Below are 26,758 nucleotides of genomic sequence, written 5' to 3'. Positions count from 1 at the left end.
GGGTTCAGCGGTAGTTCGTGAACTGGAGCGCGAGGTCGAGGTCCTTCTCCTTCAGCAGCGCGATCACGGACTGCAGATCGTCCCTGTTCTTCGAGGACACCCGCAGCTCCTCGCCCTGGATGCGCGCCTTGACCGACTTGGGGGCCTCGTCGCGAATGATCTTCGAGATCTTCTTGGCGTCCTCGCTCGAGATGCCCTCCTTGAGGGCGGCGACCAGGCGCACCTCCTTGCCGGACTGCTTCGGTTCCCCGACGTCCAGCGCCTTCAGGGAGATCCCGCGACGGATCAGCTTGGACTGCAGCACGTCGAGGACCGCGAGCACCCGTTCCTCCGCATTGGCGGTCAGCACGATCTCGTCGCCGTGGAGCCCGACCGATGCCCCGGTGCTCCGGAAGTCGTAGCGCTGACCCACCTCCTTGATGGCCTGGTTGACGGCGTTGTCGATCTCCTGGCGGTCGAGTTCGCTGACGATGTCGAACGATGAATCTGCCACGGTGCGTCCTTCCCTCCTGCCGCCACCCACGGGGGTGACGCTCTGCGGTCACCCTCGCGGGTGGAGCTGTTCTCGTGGACCGGCCCGAGGGGCCGGTCCTGTCCTTCTCCTGCATCCTCGTGCATCGGCGGGCGCGCCCAACGGGCCTGGTCGGGAGCCCCATCGACCCCTGTGACCTTCTTCATGCGCCGCAGAGGGCCTCTGGGTTAGCGCCGTCGGCGGCGCGCCGGTATGCTGTTCCGAGTCCGCTGCCGACGGCACCCCGATCTCGATCGGATGCCGAGGGATGCGGACGACGGCAGGTTACCCGAGTGGCCAAAGGGAGCTGACTGTAAATCAGCTGGCATCGCCTTCGTGGGTTCGAATCCCTCACCTGCCACCGCGGAGAGTCCTTGTGACTCGAAGCACCGGGACCAGCCCCCGAATTGCCTCGCGGCAGACCGGCGGGTAAGGTTCATCAGGTTGCCCTGATAGCTCAGTCGGCAGAGCGTCTCCATGGTAAGGAGAAGGTCAAGGGTTCGATTCCCTTTCAGGGCTCTGATGGATGCGGCGGCCCGGTCTCATTCGAGATCGGGCCGTTCTCATCGGTCAAGCCGGGGTAGCTCAGACGGTTAGAGCGCACGACTCATAATCGTGAGGTCGCGGGTTCGATCCCCGCCCTCGGTACCACGCCGGTCCTACCGGAGTGCATGTTCCACATCCCCCGAGCACGGGGACCCACGAGGTGCGCCGCTGGGCGCGCCACCCGGACGAAAGAGGCGAACCGTGGCGAGCAAGACCTCCGACGTGCGTCCCAAGATCACCATGGCTTGTGTCGAGTGCAAGGCGCGCAACTACATCACCAAGAAGAACCGTCGCAACACCCCGGACCGGCTGGAGCTGTCGAAGTTCTGCCCGACCTGCGGCAAGCAGACGGCGCATCGCGAGACCCGCTGAGCGGGCCCCGCGCACCACACCAAAGGCCACACGGGCATGTCCCGGGTGGCTTTTCGTGCGTCCGGAGCCGGTTCCAGGCCGTGCGGGCCGGATGTCCGACGCCGTGCGAGCGACGGTGGGACCATCCTCGAGGGTGAGATCATCGAACAGACAGCAGTCCTCGGCCCCTCACCCGCCGTCGACCTGATGCCCACCGTCCACCGTCGGCCCTGCGCCACGTCCCCCGGGAGAGTTCATGACGACCACCCCTGATCCCGCCTTCGCCGGCCGCACGTACCCTGCCGGTCCTGTGCACACCGTCTCCTCCGTGAAGATCGCCGAGTTCGCCCGCGCCACGGGCTCGAGCTCCCCGCTGCACACCGACGCCGCCGCCGCGCGCGAGGCCGGGCACGCCGACGTGATCGCCCCGCCCACCTTCCTGGTCTCCCTCGCTCAGGCCACGGAGGCCCAGTACATCGAGGATCCCGCCGCCGGCATCGACTTCACGCGGGTCGTCCACGGCCAGGAGTCCTTCGCCCTGCACCGCCCCGTGGTCGCCGGGGACCGCCTGGTCCCCACGCTGAGCGTCGAATCCGTGCGCGCCGCCGGGGGCCACACGATGATCACCACCCGCGTCGACCTGGCCGACGAGGCCGGTGCCGAGGTCGCGAGCGTGACGAGCCTGATCGTCGTGCGCGGCGACTGACCGCCCCGACCTGCACTCCGCACGCCACCGGCCCGCCGAACCCGCGCCCGCCGCCGACCCGCCCGTCCGCCGTCGACCGGCCGTGACGCCACGACCCCAGGAGCAGAGATGACCGCCACCTCGGACACCCCCACCACGCCCGCGACCGGCCCGGAGCCGCTGGACCTCACCGGTCTGAGCATCGGCCAGGAGCTCGCCCGCACCCGCCACGAGATCTCTCGCGACTCCCTGGTGCGCTACGCCGGCGCCTCCGGCGACTTCAACCCCATCCACTACAACGACACCGCCGCGACCGAGGCCGGCCTGCCCGGCGTCATCGCCCACGGCATGCTCACCATGGGCACCGCCCTCACGGGACTGCTCGAGCGGCTCGGCGACCCCACCCTCGTGCGCGAGTACTCGGTGCGGTTCACCAACCCTGTCCCCGTGCCCGCCACGGGCTCGGTGACCCTCGACGTCGTCGCCGTCGTCGGCGCTGTCGACGAGGCGGCCGGGACCGCCCGTGCGGACCTCACTGCCGAGGTCGACGGCACCAAGGTGCTCGGACGTGCTCGCGCCACCATCGCCACCACCGCGGGCGCCTCGGCATGAGGCTCGGTGATCTCACCACCCTCCGCATCGGCGGCCCCGTCACGGACCTGGTCGAGGCGCGCACCGCCGATGAGGTGATCGACGCGGTCTCCGCCGCCGACGAGGCCGGTCGGCCGCTGCTGGTCCTGGGAGGCGGATCCAACCTGGTCGCCTCCGACGAGCCGTTCGACGGCACCGTCGTGCTGCTGCGCGATCCCGAGGACCCGCCGCTGCTGGATGCCACCTGCGAGGTCGGCGCCTCCGGCGAGCCCGACGGCATCCCCGTCGACCCCGCCGAGCTCACCCCCCTCGATCCCACCTGCGGCGGAGCGATCGTCGAATACTTCGCCGGCGTGAACTGGGACCGGGCAGTGCGCTACGCGATCGCCCGCGAGATGGTCGGCATCGAGGCGCTCTCGGGCATCCCCGGCACCGTCGGCGCCACCCCGATCCAGAACGTCGGCGCCTACGGCCAGGAGGTCTCCGCGACGATCTCCCGCGTGCGCACCTGGGACCGGGAGCGCCGGGCCGTGCGCACCTTCTTCGCCGCCGACTGCGACTTCTCCTATCGCGACAGCGTCTTCAAGCGCACCCGCCACACCGGGCCCGTGCCCTCGGCCACCGGCCGGTACGTGGTGCTCTCGGTGACCTTCCAGCACACCCTCGGCCACCTCTCCACCCCGATCCGCTACGCCCAGCTCGCCGGCGCGCTGGGCGTCGAGGTGGGGGACCGGGCCCCCATGCAGGAGGTGCGCCAGGCGGTCCTCGCCCTGCGCGCCTCCAAGGGCATGGTGCTCGATCCGGCCGACCACGACACCTGGAGCGCCGGTTCCTTCTTCACCAACCCGATCCTGGAGGCCGACCGGGCCGCCGCCCTGCCCCCGGAGGCGCCGCGCTTCGACGCCGGGGACGGCCGTGTGAAGACCAGCGCGGCGTGGCTGATCAGCCATTCCGGTGTGGAGCGCGGGCACGCGGTGGGGGAGCGTGCCGCGGTCTCGACCAAGCATTCGCTCGCGCTGACCAACCGCGGCGGAGCCAGCAGCGAGGATCTCGTGACCCTCGCGCACGACGTGCAGGACCGCGTCGAGCAGGCCTACGGGATCCACCTGGTCCCGGAACCCGTCCGGCTGGGCCTCCAGCTGTGAGCTCGGCCTAGGATATGGGAGCGGCGCCCGCCGTAGTCCCGCCCGTCACCGCAGGAGGCCCCGTGAACGTCCTCGACCAGTCCATCGCCGAACTCGACCCGGACATCGCCGGCGTCCTCGACCGTGAGCTCGCCCGCCAGCAGCGCACGCTGGAGATGATCGCCAGCGAGAACTTCGTCCCCCGCGCCGTGCTCCAGGCCCAGGGATCCGTCCTGACCAACAAGTACGCCGAGGGCTACCCGGGTCGTCGCTACTACGGCGGCTGCGAGGAGGTCGACGTCGCCGAGGAGATCGCGATCCAGCGCGCGAAGGATCTCTTCGGCGCCGAGCACGTCAACGTCCAGCCCCACTCCGGCGCCACCGCGAACGCCGCGGTCATGCACGCCCTGGCCCGTCACGGCGACAAGCTGATGGGCCTCTCGCTCGCCCATGGCGGCCACCTCACCCACGGCATGAAGATCAACTTCTCCGGCCGCCTGTACGACATCGTCGCCTACGAGACCGATCCCGCAACCGGCCTCATCGACATGGACGCGGTGCGGGAGCTCGCCGTCGCCGAGCAGCCCAAGGTCATCGTCGCCGGCTGGTCCGCCTACACCCGCCAGCTCGACTTCGCGGCCTTCCGCGAGATCGCCGACGAGGTCGGCGCCGCCCTCTGGGTGGACATGGCCCACTTCGCGGGCCTGGTCGCGGCCGGTCTGCACCCGAGCCCCGTCCCCTACGCGGACGTCGTCTCCACCACGATCCACAAGACCATCGGCGGCCCCCGCTCCGGCATGATCCTGTGCACCGAGAAGTGGGCGAAGAAGATCGACTCCGCCGTGTTCCCGGGCCAGCAGGGCGGCCCGCTCATGCACGTCATCGCCGCCAAGGCCGTCGCCCTCAAGGTCGCCGCCTCCGAGGAGTTCGCGGACCGCCAGGCCCGCACCCTCGAGGGCGCGAAGATCCTCGCCGACCGCCTGCAGGCCGAGGACACCGCGGCCGCCGGCGTCAAGGTCCTCTCCGGCGGCACCGACGTCCACCTGGTGCTGGTGGATCTGGTCGACAGCGAGCTCGACGGTCAGCAGGCCGAGGATCGTCTCCACGAGGTCGGCATCACCGTCAACCGCAACGCGGTCCCCAACGATCCGCGCCCGCCGCGCGTCACCTCCGGCCTGCGCATCGGCACCCCGGCCCTGGCCACCCGCGGCTTCGGCGCCGCGGAGTTCACCGAGGTCGCCGAGGTCATCGCCCTGGCCCTGACCGGCGGCGCCGACGTGGAGACCCTGCGCGCACGGACCTCGGCCCTGGCCGCCGCGAAGCCGCTGTACGCGGACCTGCAGCAGTACTGATCGGCCCCGTGGGGCCCGGCGCGGCGGCGCCGGGCCCTGCGCCCGTCCCCGCCCCTGGCGGCCGCTGGCGACCAGCACCACTGCGTGTCTCCCACCCACCACCACTGCGCGTCTCCCACCCATCACCACTCCGCGTCTCCCACCCACCACCACTCCGCGTCTCCCACCCACCACCCCCACACAAGGAGCGCCATGACGGCACAGATCCTCGACGGCAAGGCCACCGCGAAGGCGATCAAGGAGGAGCTCGCCGGGCGCGTCACGCGACTCGTCGAGGCCGGACACGACCGTCCGGGCCTGGCGACCGTCCTGGTGGGCGAGGACCCCGGCAGCGCCGCCTACGTGCGCGGCAAGCACCGCGACAGCGAGCAGATCGGTCTGCACTCGATCCAGAAGACCCTCCCGGCCGACGCCGCGCAGGCCGACGTCGAGGCGCTCGTCGACGAGCTGAACGAGGACCCCACCTGCACCGGGTACATCGTCCAGCTGCCGCTGCCGGCGCAGATCGACACGGACGCGATCCTCGAGCGGATCGACCCGGCCAAGGACGCCGACGGTCTGCACCCGATGAACCTCGGCCGTCTGGTGCTGAACGCCTACACCCCGATCCACACCCCCCTGCCCTGCACCCCGCGGGCCGTGATCGAGCTGGTCGAGCGCCACGGTCTCGACTTCCGCGGCAAGGACGTGGTGGTCGTCGGGCGCGGCATCACCGTCGGCCGCTCCATCGGCTCCCTGCTGACCCGTCGCGAGTACAACGCGACCGTCACCCTGTGCCACACCGGTACCGCGGACCTGCCGGCCCAGCTGCGGCGCGCCGACGTGATCGTCGCCGCCGCCGGCAGCGCGCACCTGGTGCGCCCCGAGGACGTCAAGCGCGACGCGATCGTGCTCGACGTCGGGGTCTCGCGCCAGGAGGATCCCGCCGGCGGCAGGGCCAAGCTCATCGGGGACGTCGATCCGGACGTCGCCGAGGTCGCCGCCTGGCTCAGCCCCAATCCCGGCGGCGTCGGCCCCATGACCCGCGCACTGCTGATGAAGAACGTCGTCGAGGCGGCCGAGCGCGCCGCCGAGCAGCGCTGAGACGACCTGTGCAGCTCCGTCGTCGCACGGCCCGGCGGGACCTGGCCATGGGGACCAGTCCCCATGGCCGCCTCGGTGACATCGCTCTAGCCTGATCCCGGCGCCGAGGGCGAACCGGAACACCCGGCGCAGGGAAGGGGCAGGGAGCTTATGAGCGGATTCCTGGGGATGGAGACCGAGGAGGTCCACGGACACGCAGAGCTTCTGACATCGCGAGCTCGTCGCCTGGAGTCCTTGGAGACCGAGCTGATGGGATCCGTCGCCGCGGTGGCCTGGGTCGGCTCGGATGCCGACGCCTTCCGCGATCAGGCATCTTCCGTGATGCAGCAGTTCGCCGAATGGACCCGACGCTGCGACACCTCCGCTGCCGACCTCGTCGACCACGTCGCACAGCAGGATCGGGCCTCGGGGGCCGATGGCGGCGCGGGCGGGCTCATCGCCGGTGGCGTCGCGTCGATGCTCGCCGGAGGTGCGATCAGCGGGGCGATCGCGTTCGGCGGCACGCCGACGACTGCTGGGGGACCTCTTCTCAGCAGCATCGGCCCTCGCCTCGGCGCTGCTCTGGGATCGCACGACGACCCCGGCGATGACATCGCGCCGATCACGGCAGATGACATCAGCCGACCGGGCGGCGCCACGGACCCGTCGACGATCGCCGAGATGATGGACAACCTTCGCGCGGCCGGGGAGGCGCAGAAGGAGGACTCGACGTCCATCCGCGTCCAACAGGTCCTCGGCGACGACGGACAGACCCGGTACATCGTCTACGTCCCTGGCTCCCACGGGGCGATGGAGAACATCATCGGGCCGGATGCCACAGGAAATCCGATGGACTGGAACCAGAACCCGGGTGCCCTCGGCGGCCAGGAGACTGACTCCTCCCAGGCCGTCATCGCGGCGATGGAATCCGCCGGGATCCCCCACGGGGCGGACGTCTCCCTCGTCGCTCACTCCCAGGGAGGTATCGTCGCCAACAATCTGGCTGCGGATCCCTCCGTGAACGGTGCCCCCGACGGATGGAACTTCGGCAACGTCGTGAGCGTGGGCAGCCCGGTCGAGCTCGCCGATGTGCCCGCCTCCACGAGGACGGTCAACTTCGCGCACGAACCCGTGCTGGATGCGCCCTCATCACCGGTGCTCGCGGACATCGGCGCGCCGCTGCGCGGTGACCACCCGGTCGGTGACGTCGTGCCGACCCTGGACGGCGACCCCCACGACGCCACGGGGACGGCGTCGCACCGGGACGAGATCGGTCTTCCCGCGCCGACGAGCAACCCCGGCGAGAACCATGGTGTGCAGAACTATCAAGACAGCATCAACGACGCTACAGGTCAGACCGGGAACATCATCAAAGATATCGAGACCGGTCCCTCGATGCGGCAGTACCTCGAGGACGGCAGGGTCGTCGACACCGTCGACGTCTCCGTGAGCCGGGAGGACGGCACCTATGGGGACCAGAAGACGATCCCGGAGATCCTCACGGACAGAGGCAAGTTCGGCCAGCCGTACACCCTTCCCGGTCCCGGGATCAGATGAGCCTGTCATCTGCATGGAGGAACCACTCACGGAGCTGAGCACCGGCAGCGGCGCAGCACCTGGGATACTCGAGCCATGACTTTCACCCTCGCCACCGTCAACGTCAACGGCATCCGCGCCGCCGCCCGCAAGGGCATGGGCGACTGGCTCGCCTCCACCCCCGCGGACGTCGTCACCCTGCAGGAGGTACGGGCCCCCGAGGACCTCGTCCCCGACCTGGTCGGCGAGGACTGGTCCACGGCCAGCGAGGTCTCGCAGCTCAAGGGCCGCGCCGGCGTCTCGATCGCCGTGCGCTCGAATCGCCAGGACGCCGACCTCGAAGGCGTCCGTCACGGCCTGCCCGGGCTCGAGGGCGACGCGCACACCGGCCGCTGGCTCGAGATCGACCTCGCCGATCCCTTCGGCGACGGCCGGGCGCTGACCGTCATCTCCTGCTACATGCACTCGGGCAACACCGAGAAGCCGCAGACCATGGCCGACAAGTACGCCTTCCTCGACACCATGATGCTCCACCTCGAGCAGCTGCGGTCCGACGGGCGCCACGTGGTCCTCACCGGCGACATCAACATCGCCCACACCGAATGGGACATCAAGAACTGGAAGGGGAACCGCAAGTCCGCCGGCTTCCTGCCCGAGGAGCGGGAGTACCTCGACCGCCTCACCACCGACGCCGGCTTCGTGGACGTCCACCGCACCCTGCACGGCGACGGGCCCGGGCCCTACACCTGGTGGTCCCAGCGGGGGAAGGCCTTCGACAACGACTCGGGCTGGAGGATCGACTACCAGCTGGCCACCGAGGACCTCGCCGCCCGGGCGAGCTCCGCCGCGGTCGATCGCGCCCCCAGCTACGACACCCGCTGGTCCGACCATGCGCCGCTGGTGATCTCCTACTCCTGACCCACGCCCGCCGCCGCCCGCAGCCTCGATCGGCGCGGGCGGCGCCGCCGTCGTCCCGGCGGGCCCGCGAGGCCGGCGGTGCTACCCTCGACCCCGTCAGGCGGGCTCACGGAGGAGTCGACGCCGGTGCTCTCACAAGGGGCACGAAACCGCAGGCGGACCTGGGGCGAGACATATACGGACAGCGCATCTGCGTTCCGCATACATCTCGGAAGGACCCCCATGGCCATCGTCTCCACCCATGTCGCCCGCGCCCTCGCCCAGCACGTCCACGACGTCTTCGGCCTGATGGGCAACGGCAACGCCTACTTCCTCGACGCCCTGCTGCGCGAGACCGACGCCACCTACACGGCCGTGCGCCACGAGGCCGGGGCCGTCGTCGCCGCCGACGCGCATTTCCGGACCTCGGGCCGCCTGGCTGCGGCGACGACCACCTACGGCGCCGGATTCACCAACACGCTGACCGCCCTCGCCGAGGCCGCCCAGGCCCGCATCCCGCTGGTCCTGGTGGTCGGCGACGAGCCCACCTCCGGCCCGCGCCCCTGGGACGTCGACCAGATCGCGCTGAGCTCCGCCGTCGGCGTCCGCACCTACACCGTGGGACGGATCGACGCCGCCGCGGCGACCGTGACCGCGATCGAGCACGCCCTGTCCTATCGCGTCCCGGTGGTGCTCGCGATCCCCTACGACGTCGCCCGGCTCGACATCGGCTCCGTCCCGGAGGTCCCCGGCCCCGGGCGGCCCGAACCGCTCGCCCCCAGGGCCGACTTCACCCGTGCCGCGATCGCGCGCCTGGCCCAGGACCTCTCCGGCGCCGAGCGCCCGCTGCTGCTGGCCGGGCGCGGCGCCTGGCTCTCCGGGGCAGGGGAGGCCCTCGGCGAGCTCGCCGCGGCGACCGGCGCCCTGACCACCACCACCGCCCTGGGGCGCGGCATCTTCCCCGAGGACCGCTACGACCTCGGCGTCGCCGGCGGCTTCGGCGCCCCCGGGGCCATGGAACGGGTGCGCGAGGCCGATGTGGCCCTGGTGGTCGGCGCGGACCTGAACCAGTTCACGATGCGCTTCGGGGAGCTGTTCCAGCCAGACACCACCGTGTGGCAGGTGGACACAGCACCCGCGGCGACCCACGCGCGGGTGGGAGGGTTCGTGCGCGCCGACGCGCGGCTGAGCCTCGAGGCGATCACCCGCGCCCTGCCTCGGCACCAGGAGCAGAATCCGGCTCGGAGAGCGACACCGCCGTGGCGGGAGACCGTCGACGCCCCGGCGCTGCGGACCCATGCCGTCGGACCCGAGCTCGCCGAGGACGGCCGCCTGGACCCGCGAGCCGCCGCGGCCCGCCTGGGCGAGCTGCTGCCCGAGGACCGAGTGGTCGTCTCGGACGGCGGCCACTTCATCGCCTGGGCCAATATGTACTGGCCGATCGCCGACCCCCACCGCATGGCGATGGTCGGCACCGCCTTCCAGTCGATCGGACTGGGCTGGCCCAGCGTGCCCGGGGCCGCCCGCGCCAATCCCGACTCCACCGTGGTGCTGACCACCGGCGACGGGGGAGGGGCGATGGCCCTGGCCGACCTCGAATCGGCCGTCCGCAGTGCCGGGGGCCGCGGGATCGCCGTGGTGTGGAACGACGCGGCCTACGGCGCCGAGGTGAACCTCTACGGGCTCAAGGGCCTGGTGCGCGAGCCCATGCTGATCCCGGAGATCGATTTCGCCGCTCTCGGGGCGGCGGCCGGGGCCGAGGGCATCGTGGTGCGTTCCCTCGCCGACCTGGACCGGGTGTCGAGCTGGGCCGCTGAAGCGCCCGAGCAGCGCCCCTTCCTCGTGCTGGATCTGCGGATCTCCGGCACCGTCATCGCCCCGTACCAGGAAGAGGTCATCCGCGTGAACTCCTGAGGCGGGCCCGCTCGGGTGCGGCGTTCCCGCGGGAGCGCCCGCCCGCAGCCCCGGGCCTCCGGGCATGGCATGACTTCTGCCGGACGCACAGCACAGCACGACGCCCCACCCGGATCTCTCCGGACGGGGCGTCGTACGTCAGGTCATGCGGCGCGGGGGCGCTCCCGCCCCCTGCGCGACGGGTCAGACGCGGCCGCGGATCACGGCCTGCTTCACCTCGGCGATCGCCTTGGTCACCTGGATGCCGCGCGGGCAGGCCTCGGTGCAGTTGAAGGTGGTGCGGCAGCGCCACACACCCTCCTTGGAGTTGAGGATCTCCAGGCGCTGCTCGCCGGCGTCGTCGCGGGAGTCGAAGATGAACCGGTGCGCGTTGACGATCGCGGCGGGGCCGAAGTACTGCCCGTCGGTCCAGAACACCGGGCAGGAGGAGGTGCAGGCGGCGCAGAGGATGCACTTGGTGGTGTCATCGAAGCGCTCGCGCTCCTCGGCCGACTGCAGACGCTCCCGGCTGGGCTCCTGTCCCTCGGCGACCAGGAACGGCATGACCTCCTTGTAGGACTCGAAGAAGGGCTCCATGTCGACGATCATGTCCTTCTCCACTGGCAGCCCCTTGATGGGCTCGACGGTGACGGGCTTGGTGATGTCGAGGTCCTTCAGCAGCGTCTTGCAGGCCAGACGGTTGCGGCCGTTGATCCGCATCGCATCGGAGCCGCAGACGCCGTGGGCGCAGGAGCGGCGGAAGGTCAGCGACCCGTCCTGGTGCCATTTGATCTCGTGCAGGGCGTCGAGCACACGGTCGGTGCCGTGCATCGTGACGGTGAAGTCCTCCCAGTGGGTGCCCTTGTCGTCCTCCGGGTTGTAGCGCGCGATGCGCATCGTCACCTGGAACGTGGGGATCTCCTCCGCGGCGGACTGCGGGGATTCGGCCTGGGGCTTCTCGGCGACGGCAGTCATCAGAAAGTACGCTCCTTCGGCTCGTAGCGGGTGATCACGACGGGTTTGGTACCCAGACGGACCGTGGTGCCCTCGGACCCCTCCTCACCCTCCAGGGTGCGGTAGGCCATCGTGTGCTTGAGGTAGTTGACGTCATCACGCGTATCGAAGTCCTCGCGGAAGTGGCCGCCGCGGGACTCCTTGCGGTTCAGCGCACCGAGCGTGACGATCTCGGCGAGGTCGAGCAGGAAGCCCAGCTCGACGGCCTCCATGAGGTCGAGGTTGTAGCGCATCCCCTTGTCCTGGATCGCGACGGTCTCGTAGCGCTTCTTGAGCGCCTCGATGTCGCCCAGGGCCGTGCGGCAGGTCTCGTCGGTGCGGAACACCTGGACATTGGCGTCCATCGTCTCCTGCAGCTCGCGACGGATGTCGGCGATGCGGTCCTCGGTGGCGGGCCGGTCGCGCAGCCGCTGCAGGAGCTCGTCGGTCGGGGTCTGGACGCCGTCGGGCAGGTCCGGCATCTCGACGGTGTCGGCGTGCTCGGCGGCGGCGATGCCGGCGCGTCGGCCGAACACGTTGATGTCCAGCAGCGAGTTCGTGCCCAGGCGGTTGCCGCCGTGCACGGAGACGCAGGCGGTCTCCCCGGCCGCGTACAGCCCGGGGACGATGTCGGTCTCGTTGCGGAGGACCTCACCCTTGATGTTGGTGGGGATGCCGCCCATGCCGTAGTGCGCCGTGGGGAAGACCGGCACCGGCTCGGTGTAGGGCTCCACCCCGAGATAGGTGCGGGCGAACTCGGTGATGTCCGGGAGCTTCGCATCGATGTGCGAGGGTTCCAGGTGGGTCAGGTCGAGGTAGACGTAGTCCTTCTTGGGGCCGCAGCCGCGTCCCTCGCGCACCTCGTTGGCCATCGCCCGGGCGACCACGTCGCGCGGGGCGAGGTCTTTGAGCGTGGGGGCGTAGCGCTCCATGAAGCGCTCCATCTCGCTGTTGCGCAGGATGCCGCCCTCGCCGCGGGCCGCCTCCGACAGCAGGATGCCCAGGCCGGCCAGGCCCGTCGGGTGGAACTGGAAGAACTCCATGTCCTCCAGCGGGATGCCGCGGCGGAACGCCATGGCGGGGCCGTCCCCGGTGAGGGTGTGGGCGTTCGACGTGGTCTTGAAGATCTTCCCGAACCCGCCGGAGGCGAACACCACGGACTTCGCGCGGAAGATGTGGATCTCTCCGGTGGCCAGCTCGTAGGTGACCACGCCGGAGGCGCGCACGCCCTCGTCGGTGCGCGGGTCGCCGGTCATCAGGACGTCGAGCACGTAGTACTCGTTGAAGAACTCGACGTTCTGCTTGACGCAGTTCTGGTAGAGGGTCTGGAGGATCATGTGACCGGTGCGGTCGGCCGCGTAGCAGGAGCGGCGCACCGGCGCTTCGCCGTGGTCGCGGGTGTGCCCGCCGAAGCGCCGCTGGTCGATCCGGCCCTCGGGCGTGCGGTTGAAGGGCAGCCCCATCTTCTCCAGGTCGAGCACCGCGTCGATGGCCTCCTTGGCCATGACCTCGGCGGCGTCCTGGTCGACCAGGTAGTCGCCGCCCTTGACGGTGTCGTAGGTGTGCCACTCCCAGTTGTCGTCCTCGACGTTGGCCAGGGCGGCGCACATGCCGCCCTGCGCGGCGCCCGTGTGCGAGCGCGTGGGGTAGAGCTTGGTGACGACCGCGGTGCGGGCGCGGCCGGAGGATTCCAGCGCCGCGCGCATGCCGGCACCGCCGGCACCGATGATGACCACGTCGTAGGTATGGGTCTGCATGTCTGGTGACTGCTCCGTTTCGAGGGGGCGACCGGGAAGAGGGTTCCGGGGGCCGAGCGGGCCTCCGGGAGGGGGCTCAGCCTGTGCAGAAGGAGGGCAGCAGGCTCGGCTCGGCGCCGACGGGGCAGGGATCGAAGGTGAAGATCACCAGCGTGCCCAGGACGACGGTGACGACGACCGCGAAGTACAGCAGACCCTTCAGGGTCAGCCGCAGCGTCGGGTTGCGGGCGTAGTCGTTGATGATCGTGCGGACGCCGTTGCCGCCGTGGAAGAGCCCCAGCCAGAGCATCAGCAGGTCCCAGACCTGCCAGAACGGGGAGGCCCACTTGCCGCCGACGAAGGCGAAGTCGATGCCGTTGACGCCTTCGCCCAGCCACAGGTTCACGAACAGGTGGCCGAAGACGAGGATCACGAGCAGGACGCCGGAGATGCGCATGAAGAGCCACGACAGCATCTCGGCGTTGATGCCCCGCTGGCCGGTGCGGGCGTAGCGGGTGGTGGGATCAGGGATCGCGGGAGAGGACTGTGCGCTCATGATCACGCTCCGAACATGTGCATGAGTTGACGGGGGAGGAAGCCGGCCATGAGGACCACCCAGACGACGACCACGCCCCAGAACAGCTTGCGCTGGTGGGTGGTGCCCTTCGACCAGAAGTCCACGAGGATGATGCGCAGGCCGTTGAGGGCATGGAAGACGACGGCCGCGACCAGTCCGATCTCTCCGAGACCGAACACGATGGTCTTGTAGTGACCGATGACCTCGTTGTACGCCTCCGGGGAGACCCGCACCAGCGCGGTGTCCAGGACGTGCACGAGGAGGAACAGGAAGATGAGCATTCCTGATATGCGGTGGGCGACCCAGGACCACATGCCCTCGCGTCCGCGATAGAGCGTCCCGGATTGGGCTGATGCCACGGAGATCCTCCAGAAGCGACGGGTGGCGACGGGAAGCGGGATGCGCCGCCGCAGAGGTGGGGCGCGCGGGCCCCGGGACGGGCCCGGACGGCCTTCGCGGCGCTCGGGGCGCCTGGCGGGCGCCCGTTTCACGACACGGCGACATCATCATCGCCCCCGACAGGGGCGGAGCCAGCGTAGCACCATGACGTGCAGGTTCTGTGCATCCCGGAGTGCTGCGAACACGGCTCGCCGTCCCCGGGGCGTCGTCCCTCCACCGGTTCCCGGGCCCCGGATACGCTGGCCATATGCCTGAGGCTCCCTTCGTCCCCGTGATCCCGGCCGGCGGCGCCGGAACCCGTCTGTGGCCGCTCTCACGCCGTGCGCATCCGAAGTTCCTGCTCGACCTCACCGGCTCCGGTCGCTCCCTGCTGCAGCAGACCCTTGCCCGCCTGGCTCCGCTCACGGACCGCGCCCCGATCATCGTCACCGGCGTCGAGCACGCCGAGGCGGTCACGTCTCAGGCGGAGGGTCTCGTCGGCCCCCGTGCGCGGGTCCTCGCCGAGCCCTCCCCCCGCGATTCGATGCCCGCGATCGCCCTGGCCGCGGCCCTCGTGGAGCGGGAGGAGCCCGAGGCGGTCATCGGCTCCTTCGCGGCGGACCACCTGATCGGCGACGAGGAGGCCTTCGTCCGCGCCGTCACCACCGCGCGGCGCACGGCCGAGCTCGGTTATCTGGTCACCCTCGGCGTCACCCCGACCCGCCCGGCGACCGGATTCGGCTACATCGAGCAGGGGACGGGCGCGCAGAGCACGGCGGGGGCGGCCGGCGGCGCTCCGGGCACCGCGACGGCGGCCGCGGGGGACGGCGGCTCCGGGGCGACCGCGCTGGATGCCGTCGGCGCCCGCCCCGTCGCCCGCTTCGTCGAGAAGCCGGACCGTGATCGGGCCGAGCAGTTCCTCGCCGCGGGCACCTTCTCCTGGAACGCCGGCATCTTCGTGGCCCGCGCCCGCGTGCTGCTGGACGAGCTCGCCGCCCAGATCCCGTCGCTCGCCCGCGGGGTCCGGGCGATCGCTGCCGCGCACGGCACGGCCCGGTACCAGGAGGTGCTGGAGCGGATCTGGCCGCAGCTGACGAGAATCGCGATCGATCACGCCCTGGCCGAGCCGCTCGCGGCCGCCGGGAGGGTCGCCCTGGTGCCCGCGGACTTCGCCTGGGACGACATCGGCGACTTCGCCGCGCTGGCCCGCCAGCTGCGCGCGTCGCCACCGGTCGGCTCCGCGGGCGCGGCGGAGCCGAACGGGGACGTCGCCGGCGGCGACGTCCAGGTGCTGGGCACCGCCGATGTCGGGGCGGTCTCCTCCACGGCGACGGTGTACGGGTCCCGCGATCGCCCCATCGCCCTGGTCGGGCTGGAGGGCATCAGCATCGTCGACACCGAGGACGTCCTGCTGGTCCTCGCCGACGACCGCGCCCAGGACCTCTCCCGTCTCGTCGCAGGACTGGATGGGACGGGACACGGTCATCTGCGCTGACGCGGACGCCCGGACAGGTCGCGAGCGCCGGCGTCCACAGCGCCCGGTCGCCGTCCGGACGTCCTCCTGAACGGCCTCCGGAGCGTCCTGCGGAAACGCCGCGGTCTCGCGCTCGCGTCGATTGCATAACGGTTCCCATCCAGGTGCTGGCACGGCCTCCGACGGGGCCGCGGCGGGGCTATTGTCCTTCCGGAACGCGACAGAGCAGTCGCCCGAGTCGACGCGGGGCCCGATCGGTCCCGACTCTCCTGCGGAGGAACCCATGAAGAGCTTCACGCGCGCGCGCTCGCCCTGATCGGGGCCGGCGCACTCACCCTCGCCGCCTGCGGCACCGCCCCCGAGGAGAATGCCGGTGGCGGCGGCTCCAGCGACGGCGGTGGCAGCAGCGACTACAAGGCCTGCATGGTCTCCGACTCCGGCGGCTGGGACGACAAGTCCTTCAACGAGTCCAGCTACAACGGCCTGTTGGCCGCGGAGAAGAACCTCGGCGTCGAGACGGCCTCGGCCGAGTCGACGACCACCTCGGACTTCGCCCCCAACATCAACAACATGGTCACCGAGGGCTGCGACCTCGTGATCACGGTGGGCTTCCTGCTGGCGCCCGCCACGGGGAACGCGGCCCAGGCCAACGAGGACACCAACTTCGCGATCGTCGACTCCACCGCGCAGGACGCGGACGGCAACCCGATCGAGGTCGAGAACGTCAAGCCGATCGAGTTCAACACCGCCGAGGCCGCCTTCCTCGCCGGCTACCTCGCCGCAGGCATGACCGAGACCGGCAAGGTCGCCACCTACGGCGGCATGAACATCCCCACCGTCACCATCTTCATGGACGGCTATGTCGACGGGGTCGCGTACTACAACGAGACCAAGGGCGAGGACGTGCAGGTCCTGGGGTGGAACAAGGAGAGCCAGGAGGGCTCCATCGTGGGCACCTTCGAGGACCAGTCCAAGGGCAAGGCCGTCTCCGACGAGTTCTACAACGCCGGCGCGGACATCATCATGCCGGTCGCCGGCCCCGTGGGCGCCGGCACCCTGGCCTCCGCCAAGGAAGGCGACGACCGCACGGTGATCTGGGTCGACGCCGACGGGTACGAGACCAACTCCAGCGACGCGGCCGCCCAGGAGGTCATCCTCACCTCCGTCATGAAGGAGATGACCACCGCCGTCGAGGACGTCATCACCACCTCGTCCGAGGGCGAGTTCGACGCCGCCCCCTACGTCGGCACCCTCGAGAACGGCGGCGTGGGCCTGGCCCCGTTCCACGAGTACGAGGACGACGTCCCCGCCGAGCTCGTCACCGAGCTCGACGCCCTCGAGCAGGACATCATCGACGGCAAGGTCACCGTCGAGTCCACGGCATCCCCCCAGGGCGCCTGAGACGTCGAGACCCCGAGGCGGTCCCGGCCCCGACCGGGCCGGGACCGCCTCGTCCGACCGCCCGGCCGACGATCTCGGCCGACGCCGGCTCCGCGGCGGATGACCTCGGCCGACGCCGACGGACGACGAAAAGAGAACCGTGAAGCTCGAACTGCGCGGAATCACGAAGACCTTCGGGACCTTCGTGGCCAACGATGCCATCGACCTGGTCGTCGAACCCGGGGAGATCCACTCCCTGCTGGGGGAGAACGGCGCGGGCAAGTCGACCCTGATGAACGTCCTGTACGGGCTGTACCGCCCCAACGGCGGCGAGATCGTGATAGACGGCGTCCCGAGGTCGTTCTCCGACCCCGGGGACGCCATGGCGGCCGGCATCGGCATGGTCCACCAGCACTTCATGCTCGTGCCCGTGTTCACCGTCGCCGAGAACATGGTGCTCGGCCACGAGCCGACCCGCGGCGGCCTGCTCGACCTCGCCGCGGCCCGCAGGCTCGTGCGCGAGATCTCGGCCCGCTTCGGCTTCGACCTCGACCCCGACGCGCTGGTCGAGGACCTCCCGGTCGGTGCCCAGCAGCGGGTGGAGATCATCAAGGCGCTCAGCCGCCACGCCGAGGTGCTGGTGCTCGACGAGCCCACCGCGGTGCTCACCCCGCAGGAGACCGACGAGCTGATGACGATCATGCGTCAGCTGCGCGACGAGGGCACCTCGATCGTGTTCATCACCCACAAGCTCCGGGAGGTCAAAGCCGTCTCCGATCGCATCACGGTGATCCGCCGCGGCCAGGTCGTCGGCGAGGCCGATCCGTCGGCCGATCAGGCGGAGCTGGCCTCCCTCATGGTCGGCCGCCAGGTCTCCCTCGCCCAGGACAAGGCCGCGGCCGCACCCGGGGAGATCGCCCTGCAGGTCGAGAACCTGCGGGTCACCGACGACGCCGGGGTCCGCACCCTCGACGGCGTCTCCTTCGACGTGCGCCACGGCGAGGTGCTCGCCATCGCCGGTGTCCAGGGCAACGGGCAGACCGAGCTGGCCGAGGCGCTGCTGGGCCTGGAGACCACCGTCCACGGCTCCGCTCGGCTCGAAGGCCGAGAGCTCATCGGCCGCAGTACCAAGCAGGTCCTCGACGCCGGCGTCGGATTCGTCCCCGAGGACCGCACCCATGACGCCCTCGTGCCCGACTTCACCGTCGCGGAGAACCTCGTGCTGGACCAGCACGACCGCCCGCCCTTCGCCTCCGGCCTCGCGATGCACCTGGGGGAGATCCGCGAGAACGCCGAGAGGCTGATCCCCGAGTTCGACGTGCGCACCGGATCGACCGTTTCCGCTGTGTCCACTCTGTCCGGCGGCAACCAGCAGAAGGTCGTGATGGCCCGTGCCCTGAACCGGACGCTCTCGCTGCTGATCGCCTCGCAGCCCACCCGCGGCGTCGACGTCGGCTCCATCGAATTCCTGCACCGCCGCATCCTCGACGAGCGCGATCAGGGGACCCCCGTGGTCATCGTGTCCACCGAGCTCGACGAGGTGACCCAGCTCGCCGACCGCATCGCCGTGATGTACGGCGGCAGCATCCTCGGCATCGTCCCGGGCGACGAGGACCGCGACGTGCTCGGGCTGATGATGGCCGGCTACACGGCCGACGCCGCCCGCACCGCCGTCGCCGAGGGCGCTCGCACCACCGACTCGCAGCTCGCCGACGAAGGGGAGATCGTATGAGCACCGCCGTCGCCGAACCCGCCGGCAGCGGATCCGCCCCCGGGGTCGGATCCGGGGACACCGAGACCCCGCCGCCGCCCGAGGAACGGGCCGAGACGCGCCTGAGCCGGACGCTCCAGGGGATCGCCCGCGGCGACCTGCTGGTCGTCGTGATGAGCTTCGTGTTCGCCTTCCTGATCGGATCGGTCCTCATCGTCATCGCCGACGAGGAGGTCCGCGCCACCCTCGGCTACTTCTTCGACCGACCCACCGACGCCGTGACCGCGATCTGGCAGTCCGTCACCCACGCCTACGGAGCCATGTTCCGCGGCGCCGTGTTCGACGGCCCCGGCTTCTCCCGGGTGGCCGAGGACCTGCGGGACGCCGGCGGCAGCGGAACCTATGTGCTCCTCCCCGCCCTCGCGACCGGGCTGCGCCCCCTGACAGAGACCCTGACGGTCGCCACCCCGCTGATCATCGCCTCCGCCGGCATGGCCGTCAGCTTCCGCGCCGGGCTGTTCAACATCGGTGGCACCGGCCAGCTGATCGTCGGGGCCATGGCCGCCGGCTACATCGGCTTCACCTGGAACCTGCCGATCGTCGTGCACCTGCTGCTCGCCCTGCTCGGCGGCGTGCTGGCCGGAGCCGTCTGGGGCGGCATCGCCGGTTTCCTCAAGGCCCGCTTCGGCGCCAACGAGGTCATCAGCACGATCATGCTGAACTGGATCGCGACCTACCTGCTGTTCTTCGCCCTGAAGACCGCCGCCTTCACCGGCGCGAACCAGGCACAGCCCACCTCCCCGTCCATTGCGGATTCAGCGGCGCTGCCGCACCTGCTGGGCTCCGGCTTCCGCCTGCACGCCGGGATCTTCCTCGCCGCAGGCTGCGCCGCGGCCCTGTGGTGGCTGATGAGCCGCTCCACCCTCGGCTTCCAGTTCCGCGCCGTCGGCTCGAACCCGCGCGCCGCCCGGGTCGCCGGCATCTCCACGGCCCGCACCTCCTTCCTGGTCCTCGCCGTCGCCGGGGCGCTCGTCGGACTCGCCGGGGCGGTCCACGTGCTGGGCACCGAGAAGCGACTGACCGAGGGCATCGCCGGCAGCATCGGCTTCGATGCCATCACGGTGGCGCTGCTGGGTCGTTCCGGTCCCGTGGGGATCGTGCTGGCGGGTCTGCTGTTCGCGGGTCTGTCCACCGGCGGCCGCTTCATGGAGACCAACCAGGGCGTGCCGCTGGACCTCGTGCAGGTCATCCAGGTGCTGGTGGTGCTGTTCATCGCGGCCCCGCCGCTCGTGCGCACCCTGGTCGGCCTGCGCCGCATCGACCATCCCGGTGACGGTTCCCGTGTGCGCCGGGCACGGACGACGGCCGCGGCGTCCGCCGCCTCCGCCGCCTTGCCCGGCGCGGCCCCGTCCGACGCCGCATCACCGGCCGCCGCATCACCCGACGCCGGCTCCTCCGGCACCGCGTCCCCCGGATCCCCGCCCCCGGACACACCACTGGATCCGACCCCGCCCGATCCGACCCCGCCCGCGACCGACGGCGACGAGCCCACCGACGCGAAGGGAGACCAGCGATGACCACCTCACCCGCCGTCGTCCAGGACGATCCCGAGATCCGCGCGGACCACGCCGACGTCCGCCCGGACAGCTGGTGGCACCTGCCCGCGACCACCACGGTGCTCGGCGTCATCGCGCTGGTGCTCTTCGGGCTGCGCGGCATCCCCGGTGCCGAGTCCGTCTACGCCCTCGCCCGATCCCGGGACATCAACCCCGGCGGCCTCGTCCCGCAGAGCATCACGGTCCCCTCCATGGGTGCCGCGATCGTGCTGTCGGTGATCGCCCTGGCCGTCTCGGCGGCCCTGTGGCTGCTGCAGGCCCGCGTCGCCCGTCCCCGCCCGGCGGTGCGCACCACGCTGATCGCGGTGTTCGCTCTCGCGTGGATCCTCGCGTTCCTGACCTGGGTGATCTCGGAGCGGACCCTCGGCGTCGCGACCCTGCTGCAGGGCACCCTGGCCCTCGCGGTGCCGCTGGCGTTCGGGGCGCTGTCCGGAGTGCTCTCCGAGCGCGCCGGCGTCATCAACATCGCCATCGAGGGCCAGCTGCTCTTCGGCGCCTTCGGTGCGGCCCTGGTCGGCTCCCTGGCCGGCAGCGCCTGGGTCGGCCTGATCGCCGCGCCCTTCATGGCCCTGGTGATGGGGGCCCTGCTGGCGATGTTCGCCGTCGGCTACCGGGTCCAGCAGATCATCGTCGGCGTGGTGCTGAACGTGCTCGCCATCGGCGTGACGTCCTTCTTCTTCGGCACCGTGATGCGCCAGAACCCCGGCATGTTCAACTCGCCGCTGCGCCTGCCCACCCTGCGCATCCCGGTGCTCGCGGACATCCCGGTCATCGGTCGGGTCCTGTTCGAGCAGAACGTGCTGGTCTACCTGATGTGGATCATCGTCGCCGCACTGACGGTGGCGCTGTTCCGCACCCGCTGGGGCCTGCGCGTGCGGTCCGTCGGCGAGCACCCCCGAGCGGCCGACACCGTCGGCATCAACGTCAACCGCACCCGCTGGATCAACGTCATGCTGGGCTCCGCGGTCGCCGGCCTCGGCGGCGCGACGCTGACCATCGGCACCGGGGTCGCCTTCGGCGAGGAGATGTCCGCCGGCAAGGGCTATATCGCGCTCGCCGCGATGATCCTGGGCCGCTACCACCCGATCGGCGCGCTGCTGGCGGCGCTCACCTTCGCCTTCGCGGACTCCCTCCAGCTGCGGCTGGGCACGATGTCCGCCGCCCAGGGCGGCGTCGACATCCCCGGCGACTTCCTGCTGATGCTCCCCTACGTCGTCGCCCTGTTCGCGGTGGCGGGCGTCGTCGGCCGGGTGCGGGTCCCGGCCGCCAACGGCACCCCGTACGTCAAGCAATGAGACCATCGGAAGCATGAGCACCACGTCCGACTTCGCGACGCTGCTGGCCTCGGCCCGCGAGATCGCCGAGCGCGCCTACACCCCGTACTCGCACTTCCGGGTGGGGGCGGCGGCACTGACCACCGACGGCCGCCTGGTGCGCGGATGCAATGTCGAGAACGCCGGCTACGGCGTCACCCTCTGCGCGGAATGCGGGCTCATCAGCGAGCTCATCGCCGGCGGCGGGGGACGGCTGGCCCGCTTCGTCTGCGTCGGCGGCGCCGAGCACCTCGGCCGCGACCAGCGCGAGGTGGTCATGCCGTGCGGTCGCTGCCGCCAGCTGCTGTCCGAGCACGCCGGAGACGACCTCGTGATCCTCACCCCCGAGGGGCCGCTGGGCATGGATGCCGTGCTGCCCCAGGCCTTCGGGCCCGCCGACCTGCGCCCCTGACGAGTTCCCGCCCGACACTCCCGCCCGACCTCTCCAGCCCGAGCTGCGGACCATCTGACCGCGGCCGACGCCCCGATCTCCCGAGGAGCACCCCATGACCACCGGATCCTCCGAGCCCGCCCCGTCCGCTCCCGTCTCCTCGGCCCCCGCGCCGTCGACCCCCGCCGTCGAGCCCTTCGACGCCGTCGACGTGATCCGCGCCAAGCGCGATCATGAACGTCTCAGCGACGAGCAGATCGACTGGGTCGTCGACGCGTACACCCGCGGTGTGGTCGTCGAGGAGCAGATGTCGGCGCTGGCCATGGCGATCTTCCTGAACGGCATGGAACGGCGCGAGATCGCCCGCTGGACGGACGCGATGATCGCCAGCGGCGAGCGGATGGACTTCCGGTCCCTGTCCAAGCCCACCACCGACAAGCATTCCACCGGGGGCGTGGGTGACAAGATCACCCTCCCGCTGGCCCCGCTGGTGGCCAGCTACGGCGTCGCGGTCCCGCAGCTGTCCGGGCGCGGGCTCGGCCACACCGGCGGCACCCTGGACAAGCTCGAGGCGATCCCCGGCTGGCGGGCCGACCTGTCGAACGACGAGATGATGGCGCAGCTCGAGGCGGTCGGCGCGGTCATCTGCGCGGCCGGCTCCGGGCTCGCCCCGGCGGACAAGAAGCTCTACGCGCTGCGCGACGTCACCGGCACCGTCGAGGCGATCCCGCTGATCGCCAGCTCGATCATGTCCAAGAAGATCGCCGAGGGCACCGCGGCGCTCACCCTGGACGTCAAGACGGGGGCGGGGGCCTTCATGACGGAGGAGGCCGACGCCCGCGAACTCGCCCGCACCATGGTCGAGCTCGGCACCGATGCCGGGGTGCGCACCGTCGCCCTGCTGACCGACATGTCCGCCCCGCTGGGCCGCACGGCCGGCAACGCCCTCGAGGTGCGCGAGTCCCTCGAGGTGCTCGCCGGCGGGGGACCGGCCGACGTCGTCGAGCTCACCTGCGCCCTGGCCCGCGAGATGCTCGAGGCCTCCGGGATCCACGATCCGGATGTCGAGGCGGCACTGGCCGACGGCCGCGCCATGGACACCTGGCGGGCGATGATCACCGCCCAGGGCGGAGACGTCGACGCCCCGCTGCCGACGGCCGGGCACGTCGAGGACCTCCGGGCCCGCGAGGACGGCGTGGTGACCGGGCTGGATGCGATGGGCGTGGGCGTGGCCGCCTGGCGCCTGGGAGCCGGACGCTCCCGTCCCGGCGAGGCCGTGCAGGCCGCCGCCGGCGTGGAGATCACGGCGCACATCGGCGACGAGGTGCGCTCCGGCGACGTCCTGGCCCGGCTGCACACCGACACCCCGGAGCGCGTGGACCGGGCTCTCGCGGCAATCGACGGGTCCTGGACCTTCGCGGCGCCCGGGTCCGCGGCCGGTGAGCGCAGGATCGTGCGGGACCGCATCGCCTGAGGCGGCTCCCAGGAGGGAGGGACGTCCGAGGAGGGCGGGGCCTCAGGGGACTGTGGTGGGACCTCAGAGCCCCCGCAGCGCCGGGAGGATGTGCTCGAGCATCAGCGGGGCCAGGCGCGGTCCGGTGCCCGGATCGTCCACCCGCACCCATCGGTGGTCGGCCAGCTCGGCCCGGACGGCGATCGGCTCGGGAAGTTCCCGGCGGCAGACGAACACGCTCGAGCGCACCAGGGTGTCCGGCTCGTTGGCGGCGACCGCCTCGAAATCCCCCAGCGGTTCGAGATCGCGGGGCTCCAGCTGTACGCCGATCTCCTCGGCGACCTCCCGCACCGCCGCCTCGAGTGCGGTCTCTCCCGCCTCGAGCTTGCCGCCCACCTGCATATAGGTGCCCGTGCCGCGCTTGCGCACCGCGAGCACCTCCGGGCCGTGGGGGCCGGGACGCAGGAAGCTGACGGCCGTGATCCGCAGGACGTCCGAGGCCCGGGGTCCCGGACCGTGCGCGGCCTCCGCCTCGGCGAGGGCCGTCAGGGCGCGGAGACGGCGCACCCCGGAGGTCAGCCCCTCCGGACGCATCCCCGCGCGGATCCACCTCTCGAGGTCCCCGCGCTGATCCCGGGCCAGTCCCCAGCCGCGCCGCAGCAGCGTCAGCGGCGGCTTGCGATGCTCGCGCAGGTCCCGGGCAAGACGCAGCGTGAACACCACCGGGACCGGGCGGCGCAGCACGACCGCGTCGGCCAGCAGGCCCGCGGCGGCCAGCGGGGCGATCAGCTCGGCGGCGAAGATGCCCTCGGCGATGATCACAGGGGCGCCTCCGGCCTCGAGGCGCGTGCTGCCGATCCGGCGCGAGGCCGAGATCGAGTACTCGGGGACGTCGGCTGCTCCGTCGTGGGCGAGGGCGGTGAGCGCCTCGAGCGCGGCACCGGCATTCCAGGACGCCGGATCATCCCAGTCCACGATCCCGAACCGTCGGGGCAGGCCCGGGTCGTCGTGCTCGCGGTAGAACTCGTCCAGACCCAGCACGGGCAGTCCCGAGCGCCGGCCCATCAGACCCTTCCCGCTGCCGGAGGGGCCGGCGAGCAGGACGATGCGCCGCGGCGGGCGGGGGAGGGGTCCGGGAGTCGTCACGGGCGTCGAGTCTAAGCGATCGTGCCGTCTCCTCCGACGACGGGGCTCCGGCTGCCCCGGGCGCCCGAACGGTCGTCCGACCGCGGGCATCAGCTCAGGCGGAGCACGACCTTGCTGCTGGCCGGGTCGGTGGCGGCCGTGGTGAAGGCGGCGTGGGCATCCTCGAGGTCGAGAACGTGGGTGATGACCTGCTCGGCCCGGGGCGTGCGCGCCAGCAGGCGGGTGGCGTCCTCGATCTCGGAGGCGAAGCGGTAGGTGCCGCGGTACTCCAGCTCCTGGGAGACTATCGGGCCCAGCGTCACCGAGATCGGGGTCGGCGGGAGGTTCCCCACCTGCACCACGACGGAGGCGCGCGCGATGTGGCGGAGGATCCCGTCCAGCGAGGCAGGAGCGCCGGAGGCCTCGAAGGCCACGGTGATCTCCTCGCTCATGTCCGCGGCGGATTCCAGCGCCTCGTCGGCGCCGAGGGCGAGCGCCCGCTCGCGGGCCGGCGAGGAGAGGTCCACGGCGCTGATCCGGGCGGCACCGGCGTCCCGAGCGGCCAGGACGACCAGCAGACCCACCGGGCCGCACCCGCTGACCAGCACGTGGGCACCGGTGAGGTCGCCGGCCCGGGTCACGGCGTGCATCGCCACGCCCAGCGGTTCGGCGAGCACGGCCCGCCGGGTGTCGAGCCCGGCCGGCAGCGGCACCACCTGGTCGGCGCGGACCGTGATCGTCTGGGCGAAGGCGCCGTCGGTGTGCGGATCACCGGCGGCCGAGCCCAGGTAGGTCAGATCCGGGTGGAGGTTCTCGCGTCCGCGCAGACGCTCCGGGAGCGGTCCGGTGGTCCGCGCCGGATGCACCGTGACGGGGCTGCCCACGCCCGGTCCGCTCACCCCGGCGCCGAGCGCGGAGACGCGGCCGGAGACCTCGTGGCCGAGCACGAACGGATGGCTCATCACCGCGGTGCCGGAGACGCCTCGGCGCCAATAGGCCAGATCGGAGCCGCAGATGCCGCCCCATTCAACGGCGATCTGGACCTCGCCGGGTCCGGGAGCAGGGTCGTCGCGGTCGACGACGCGGAGGTCGTCGATGCCGTGGATCTCCAGGGAGCGCATGGGATGCCTTTCGGGTCGAGGTGCTGCCGGGGGCACCGGGAGGGGCTGCGGCGACGCCGGCGAGGGGCGCCGCCGGAGGGCGGATCGCAGGAGAGCGCGGGTCAGACGGCGGGGCCGTCGGACCCGGGGACCGAGGTCGACCCGGGGGAGGGGATCGCGAAGGCCTCCACGGAGACCATGTGCGCGGACATGGCCGCCGCGGCGGCCGCTTCGTCCCCGTCGAGGATCGCCTGCACGATGCGGGCGTGGTCCTCGTGCTCGGCGCCGACCAGCCCGTGCTGATCCCGGGTGGCTCGCAGATCTCGCATGGCACGGAACAGCGGCGTGCTGACCGCCTCGAGGATGCCGTGCAGGGCCCGATTGCCGCTCAGCCGCGCGATCTCCTGGTGCAGCCGCAGGTCGAGCTCGGGATAGAGCCGGGAGTCGTCCAAGGCCTCGTCCATCTCCGCCAGCAGCCCACGCAGCCGGGCCCGGGCGGCCTCCGTGGCCGGCGGGCCCTCCGTCGCGGCGACGGAGAAGCGTCTCGCGGCCACCTGCGCCGCGCGGATCTCGAGCGGGCTGCGCAGGTCCATCAGCGCGGTGAAGCCGTCGCCGGGGGAGTCGCGCACGGCGCGGGAGAGGTAGAAGCGGACCACAGAGCTGTCCGGTGCCCGCACGGTGGCGCTGCGGCCGTTGGCGATCTCGATGATCCCCAGCGCGGCCAGGGCGCTGAGGGCCTCGCGCACCACGGTCTTGGACACCGCGAAGCGCTCCGCCAGCGCCCCGGTCGAGGGGAGCGCGTCCCCGGCCCCGAGGCCCTGCTCGTCGATCAGGTCCAGGACGGCGCGGCGCGCCTGATCCGACAGCGAGGTCCGTCCCAGCTCCGTGGACCCCGGGGCATCGTCCCCGGCGGTCAGATAGCGCCAGGTCGTGTCCCCGAGCGTTCCGGCCATCGGCTCCTCA

General features: G+C 71.5%; 24 protein-coding genes and 3 tRNA genes. 19 read left to right on the top strand and 8 right to left on the bottom strand.

What is annotated here, in order from left to right:
* Window positions 1-4: 4 nt before the first annotated feature.
* The gene (locus tag JOF44_RS05890; protein ID WP_209888523.1) at window positions 5-493 is read right to left on the bottom strand and encodes a YajQ family cyclic di-GMP-binding protein; all 489 of its coding nucleotides are present in this window, start codon (window positions 491-493) and stop codon (window positions 5-7) included.
* A gap of 297 nt (window positions 494-790) precedes the next feature.
* Between JOF44_RS05890 and JOF44_RS05885 the strand changes: the two genes are divergently transcribed.
* The 12 genes from JOF44_RS05885 to JOF44_RS05830 all read left to right on the top strand — a co-directional run bounded on the left by JOF44_RS05885 (window position 791) and on the right by JOF44_RS05830 (window position 10,569).
* A tRNA-Tyr gene (locus JOF44_RS05885) sits at window positions 791-872 on the top strand.
* A gap of 85 nt (window positions 873-957) precedes the next feature.
* Window positions 958-1,030: transfer RNA gene (locus JOF44_RS05880), tRNA-Thr, on the top strand.
* A gap of 55 nt (window positions 1,031-1,085) precedes the next feature.
* Window positions 1,086-1,162 (top strand) — tRNA-Met (locus JOF44_RS05875).
* 96 nt (window positions 1,163-1,258) lie between these two features.
* Complete coding sequence (gene rpmG, locus JOF44_RS05870) at window positions 1,259-1,429, top strand: 50S ribosomal protein L33 (protein WP_076807681.1); 171 nt, start codon at window positions 1,259-1,261, stop codon at window positions 1,427-1,429.
* Window positions 1,430-1,664: 235 nt separating this feature from the next.
* On the top strand, window positions 1,665-2,114 hold the full coding sequence (locus JOF44_RS05865) for an FAS1-like dehydratase domain-containing protein (RefSeq protein ID WP_209888520.1): 450 nt from the start codon (window positions 1,665-1,667) through the stop codon (window positions 2,112-2,114).
* A gap of 108 nt (window positions 2,115-2,222) precedes the next feature.
* Window positions 2,223-2,705 carry a MaoC/PaaZ C-terminal domain-containing protein gene (locus tag JOF44_RS05860; RefSeq protein ID WP_209888517.1) on the top strand — a complete coding sequence of 161 codons (483 nt, stop codon included), beginning with the start codon at window positions 2,223-2,225 and terminating at the stop codon, window positions 2,703-2,705.
* A complete protein-coding gene (locus JOF44_RS05855; RefSeq protein ID WP_209888514.1) occupies window positions 2,702-3,829 on the top strand; it encodes a UDP-N-acetylmuramate dehydrogenase in 1,128 nt (375 codons plus the stop codon). The genes JOF44_RS05860 and JOF44_RS05855 overlap by 4 nt, the downstream gene beginning before the upstream one ends.
* 62 nt (window positions 3,830-3,891) lie before the next feature.
* Entirely contained in the window at window positions 3,892-5,160 is a 1,269-nt protein-coding gene (glyA, locus tag JOF44_RS05850) for a serine hydroxymethyltransferase (protein ID WP_209888511.1), read from the top strand.
* 192 nt (window positions 5,161-5,352) lie between these two features.
* A complete protein-coding gene (locus JOF44_RS05845; protein WP_209888508.1) occupies window positions 5,353-6,243 on the top strand; it encodes a bifunctional methylenetetrahydrofolate dehydrogenase/methenyltetrahydrofolate cyclohydrolase in 891 nt (296 codons plus the stop codon).
* 150 nt (window positions 6,244-6,393) lie between these two features.
* Window positions 6,394-7,779, top strand: coding sequence for a hypothetical protein (locus JOF44_RS05840; RefSeq protein WP_209888505.1), 1,386 nt, complete (start codon window positions 6,394-6,396; stop codon window positions 7,777-7,779).
* Between the two features lie 75 nt (window positions 7,780-7,854).
* A complete protein-coding gene (locus tag JOF44_RS05835; RefSeq protein ID WP_209888502.1) occupies window positions 7,855-8,676 on the top strand; it encodes an exodeoxyribonuclease III in 822 nt (273 codons plus the stop codon).
* A 222-nt stretch (window positions 8,677-8,898) separates the two neighbouring features.
* Window positions 8,899-10,569 (top strand): thiamine pyrophosphate-binding protein, encoded by a 1,671-nt coding sequence (locus JOF44_RS05830; RefSeq protein ID WP_209888499.1) that lies wholly within the window; start codon window positions 8,899-8,901, stop codon window positions 10,567-10,569.
* A 183-nt stretch (window positions 10,570-10,752) separates the two neighbouring features.
* On the opposite strand, the gene JOF44_RS05825 is transcribed toward JOF44_RS05830, so the two are convergent.
* The 4 genes from JOF44_RS05825 to sdhC form a co-directional block, all read right to left on the bottom strand.
* On the bottom strand, window positions 10,753-11,523 hold the full coding sequence (locus JOF44_RS05825) for a succinate dehydrogenase iron-sulfur subunit (RefSeq protein WP_209888496.1): 771 nt from the start codon (window positions 11,521-11,523) through the stop codon (window positions 10,753-10,755).
* Complete coding sequence (sdhA, locus tag JOF44_RS05820) at window positions 11,523-13,298, bottom strand: succinate dehydrogenase flavoprotein subunit (protein WP_209888493.1); 1,776 nt, start codon at window positions 13,296-13,298, stop codon at window positions 11,523-11,525. The genes JOF44_RS05825 and sdhA overlap by 1 nt, the downstream gene beginning before the upstream one ends.
* A 76-nt stretch (window positions 13,299-13,374) precedes the next feature.
* Window positions 13,375-13,833 carry a succinate dehydrogenase, hydrophobic membrane anchor protein gene (gene sdhD, locus JOF44_RS05815; RefSeq protein ID WP_209888490.1) on the bottom strand — a complete coding sequence of 153 codons (459 nt, stop codon included), beginning with the start codon at window positions 13,831-13,833 and terminating at the stop codon, window positions 13,375-13,377.
* A 2-nt stretch (window positions 13,834-13,835) separates the two neighbouring features.
* Window positions 13,836-14,213: a succinate dehydrogenase, cytochrome b556 subunit gene (sdhC, locus tag JOF44_RS05810; RefSeq protein WP_209888487.1), complete on the bottom strand. Its 378-nt coding sequence runs from the start codon at window positions 14,211-14,213 to the stop codon at window positions 13,836-13,838.
* Window positions 14,214-14,500: 287 nt separating this feature from the next.
* On the opposite strand from sdhC, the gene JOF44_RS05805 reads away from it, so the two are divergent.
* From JOF44_RS05805 to JOF44_RS05775, 7 genes are all read left to right on the top strand, one after another.
* Window positions 14,501-15,727 (top strand): mannose-1-phosphate guanylyltransferase, encoded by a 1,227-nt coding sequence (locus JOF44_RS05805; RefSeq protein ID WP_209888484.1) that lies wholly within the window; start codon window positions 14,501-14,503, stop codon window positions 15,725-15,727.
* A 402-nt stretch (window positions 15,728-16,129) separates the two neighbouring features.
* Window positions 16,130-17,107 carry a BMP family lipoprotein gene (locus tag JOF44_RS05800; RefSeq protein ID WP_245348866.1) on the top strand — a complete coding sequence of 326 codons (978 nt, stop codon included), beginning with the start codon at window positions 16,130-16,132 and terminating at the stop codon, window positions 17,105-17,107.
* A 139-nt stretch (window positions 17,108-17,246) separates the two neighbouring features.
* On the top strand, window positions 17,247-18,818 hold the full coding sequence (locus tag JOF44_RS05795; RefSeq protein WP_209888481.1) for an ABC transporter ATP-binding protein: 1,572 nt from the start codon (window positions 17,247-17,249) through the stop codon (window positions 18,816-18,818).
* Window positions 18,815-20,374 (top strand): ABC transporter permease, encoded by a 1,560-nt coding sequence (locus JOF44_RS05790; protein ID WP_209888478.1) that lies wholly within the window; start codon window positions 18,815-18,817, stop codon window positions 20,372-20,374. The genes JOF44_RS05795 and JOF44_RS05790 overlap by 4 nt, the downstream gene beginning before the upstream one ends.
* Window positions 20,371-21,708 carry an ABC transporter permease gene (locus tag JOF44_RS05785; RefSeq protein ID WP_209888475.1) on the top strand — a complete coding sequence of 446 codons (1,338 nt, stop codon included), beginning with the start codon at window positions 20,371-20,373 and terminating at the stop codon, window positions 21,706-21,708. Before JOF44_RS05790 ends, JOF44_RS05785 begins: the two co-directional genes overlap by 4 nt.
* Before the next feature lie 13 nt (window positions 21,709-21,721).
* Window positions 21,722-22,138, top strand: a complete 417-nt coding sequence (locus JOF44_RS05780) for a cytidine deaminase (RefSeq protein ID WP_209888472.1) — start codon at window positions 21,722-21,724, stop codon at window positions 22,136-22,138.
* Window positions 22,139-22,232: 94 nt separating this feature from the next.
* Entirely contained in the window at window positions 22,233-23,591 is a 1,359-nt protein-coding gene (locus tag JOF44_RS05775; RefSeq protein WP_209888469.1) for a thymidine phosphorylase, read from the top strand.
* Between the two features lie 63 nt (window positions 23,592-23,654).
* On the opposite strand, the gene JOF44_RS05770 is transcribed toward JOF44_RS05775, so the two are convergent.
* The 3 genes from JOF44_RS05770 to JOF44_RS05760 all read right to left on the bottom strand — a co-directional run bounded on the left by JOF44_RS05770 (window position 23,655) and on the right by JOF44_RS05760 (window position 26,748).
* Window positions 23,655-24,716, bottom strand: coding sequence for an NUDIX domain-containing protein (locus JOF44_RS05770; RefSeq protein ID WP_342591679.1), 1,062 nt, complete (start codon window positions 24,714-24,716; stop codon window positions 23,655-23,657).
* Between the two features lie 89 nt (window positions 24,717-24,805).
* On the bottom strand, window positions 24,806-25,816 hold the full coding sequence (locus tag JOF44_RS05765) for an L-idonate 5-dehydrogenase (protein ID WP_209888467.1): 1,011 nt from the start codon (window positions 25,814-25,816) through the stop codon (window positions 24,806-24,808).
* Window positions 25,817-25,917: 101 nt separating this feature from the next.
* Entirely contained in the window at window positions 25,918-26,748 is an 831-nt protein-coding gene (locus tag JOF44_RS05760; protein WP_209888464.1) for a FadR/GntR family transcriptional regulator, read from the bottom strand.
* Window positions 26,749-26,758: the final 10 nt, after the last annotated feature.

Origin of the sequence: Brachybacterium fresconis, assembly GCF_017876515.1 — a bacterium.
GTDB classification, from domain to species: domain Bacteria; phylum Actinomycetota; class Actinomycetes; order Actinomycetales; family Dermabacteraceae; genus Brachybacterium; species Brachybacterium fresconis.
This window is presented reverse-complemented; position numbering and strand designations above follow the sequence as displayed.

Coding starts and splice junctions, on each gene's coding strand:
- JOF44_RS05865 (WP_209888520.1), top strand. CDS start 1,665: ATGACGACCACCCCTGATCCCGCCTTCGCCGGCCGCACGTACCCTGCC.
- JOF44_RS05860 (WP_209888517.1), top strand. CDS start 2,223: ATGACCGCCACCTCGGACACCCCCACCACGCCCGCGACCGGCCCGGAG.
- JOF44_RS05855 (WP_209888514.1), top strand. CDS start 2,702: ATGAGGCTCGGTGATCTCACCACCCTCCGCATCGGCGGCCCCGTCACG.
- JOF44_RS05845 (WP_209888508.1), top strand. CDS start 5,353: ATGACGGCACAGATCCTCGACGGCAAGGCCACCGCGAAGGCGATCAAG.
- JOF44_RS05840 (WP_209888505.1), top strand. CDS start 6,394: ATGAGCGGATTCCTGGGGATGGAGACCGAGGAGGTCCACGGACACGCA.
- JOF44_RS05835 (WP_209888502.1), top strand. CDS start 7,855: ATGACTTTCACCCTCGCCACCGTCAACGTCAACGGCATCCGCGCCGCC.
- JOF44_RS05830 (WP_209888499.1), top strand. CDS start 8,899: ATGGCCATCGTCTCCACCCATGTCGCCCGCGCCCTCGCCCAGCACGTC.
- JOF44_RS05825 (WP_209888496.1), bottom strand. CDS start 11,523: ATGACTGCCGTCGCCGAGAAGCCCCAGGCCGAATCCCCGCAGTCCGCC.
- sdhA (WP_209888493.1), bottom strand. CDS start 13,298: ATGCAGACCCATACCTACGACGTGGTCATCATCGGTGCCGGCGGTGCC.
- sdhD (WP_209888490.1), bottom strand. CDS start 13,833: ATGAGCGCACAGTCCTCTCCCGCGATCCCTGATCCCACCACCCGCTAC.
- JOF44_RS05805 (WP_209888484.1), top strand. CDS start 14,501: ATGCCTGAGGCTCCCTTCGTCCCCGTGATCCCGGCCGGCGGCGCCGGA.
- JOF44_RS05800 (WP_245348866.1), top strand. CDS start 16,130: ATGGTCTCCGACTCCGGCGGCTGGGACGACAAGTCCTTCAACGAGTCC.
- JOF44_RS05790 (WP_209888478.1), top strand. CDS start 18,815: ATGAGCACCGCCGTCGCCGAACCCGCCGGCAGCGGATCCGCCCCCGGG.
- JOF44_RS05785 (WP_209888475.1), top strand. CDS start 20,371: ATGACCACCTCACCCGCCGTCGTCCAGGACGATCCCGAGATCCGCGCG.
- JOF44_RS05780 (WP_209888472.1), top strand. CDS start 21,722: ATGAGCACCACGTCCGACTTCGCGACGCTGCTGGCCTCGGCCCGCGAG.
- JOF44_RS05775 (WP_209888469.1), top strand. CDS start 22,233: ATGACCACCGGATCCTCCGAGCCCGCCCCGTCCGCTCCCGTCTCCTCG.
- JOF44_RS05765 (WP_209888467.1), bottom strand. CDS start 25,816: ATGCGCTCCCTGGAGATCCACGGCATCGACGACCTCCGCGTCGTCGAC.
- JOF44_RS05760 (WP_209888464.1), bottom strand. CDS start 26,748: ATGGCCGGAACGCTCGGGGACACGACCTGGCGCTATCTGACCGCCGGG.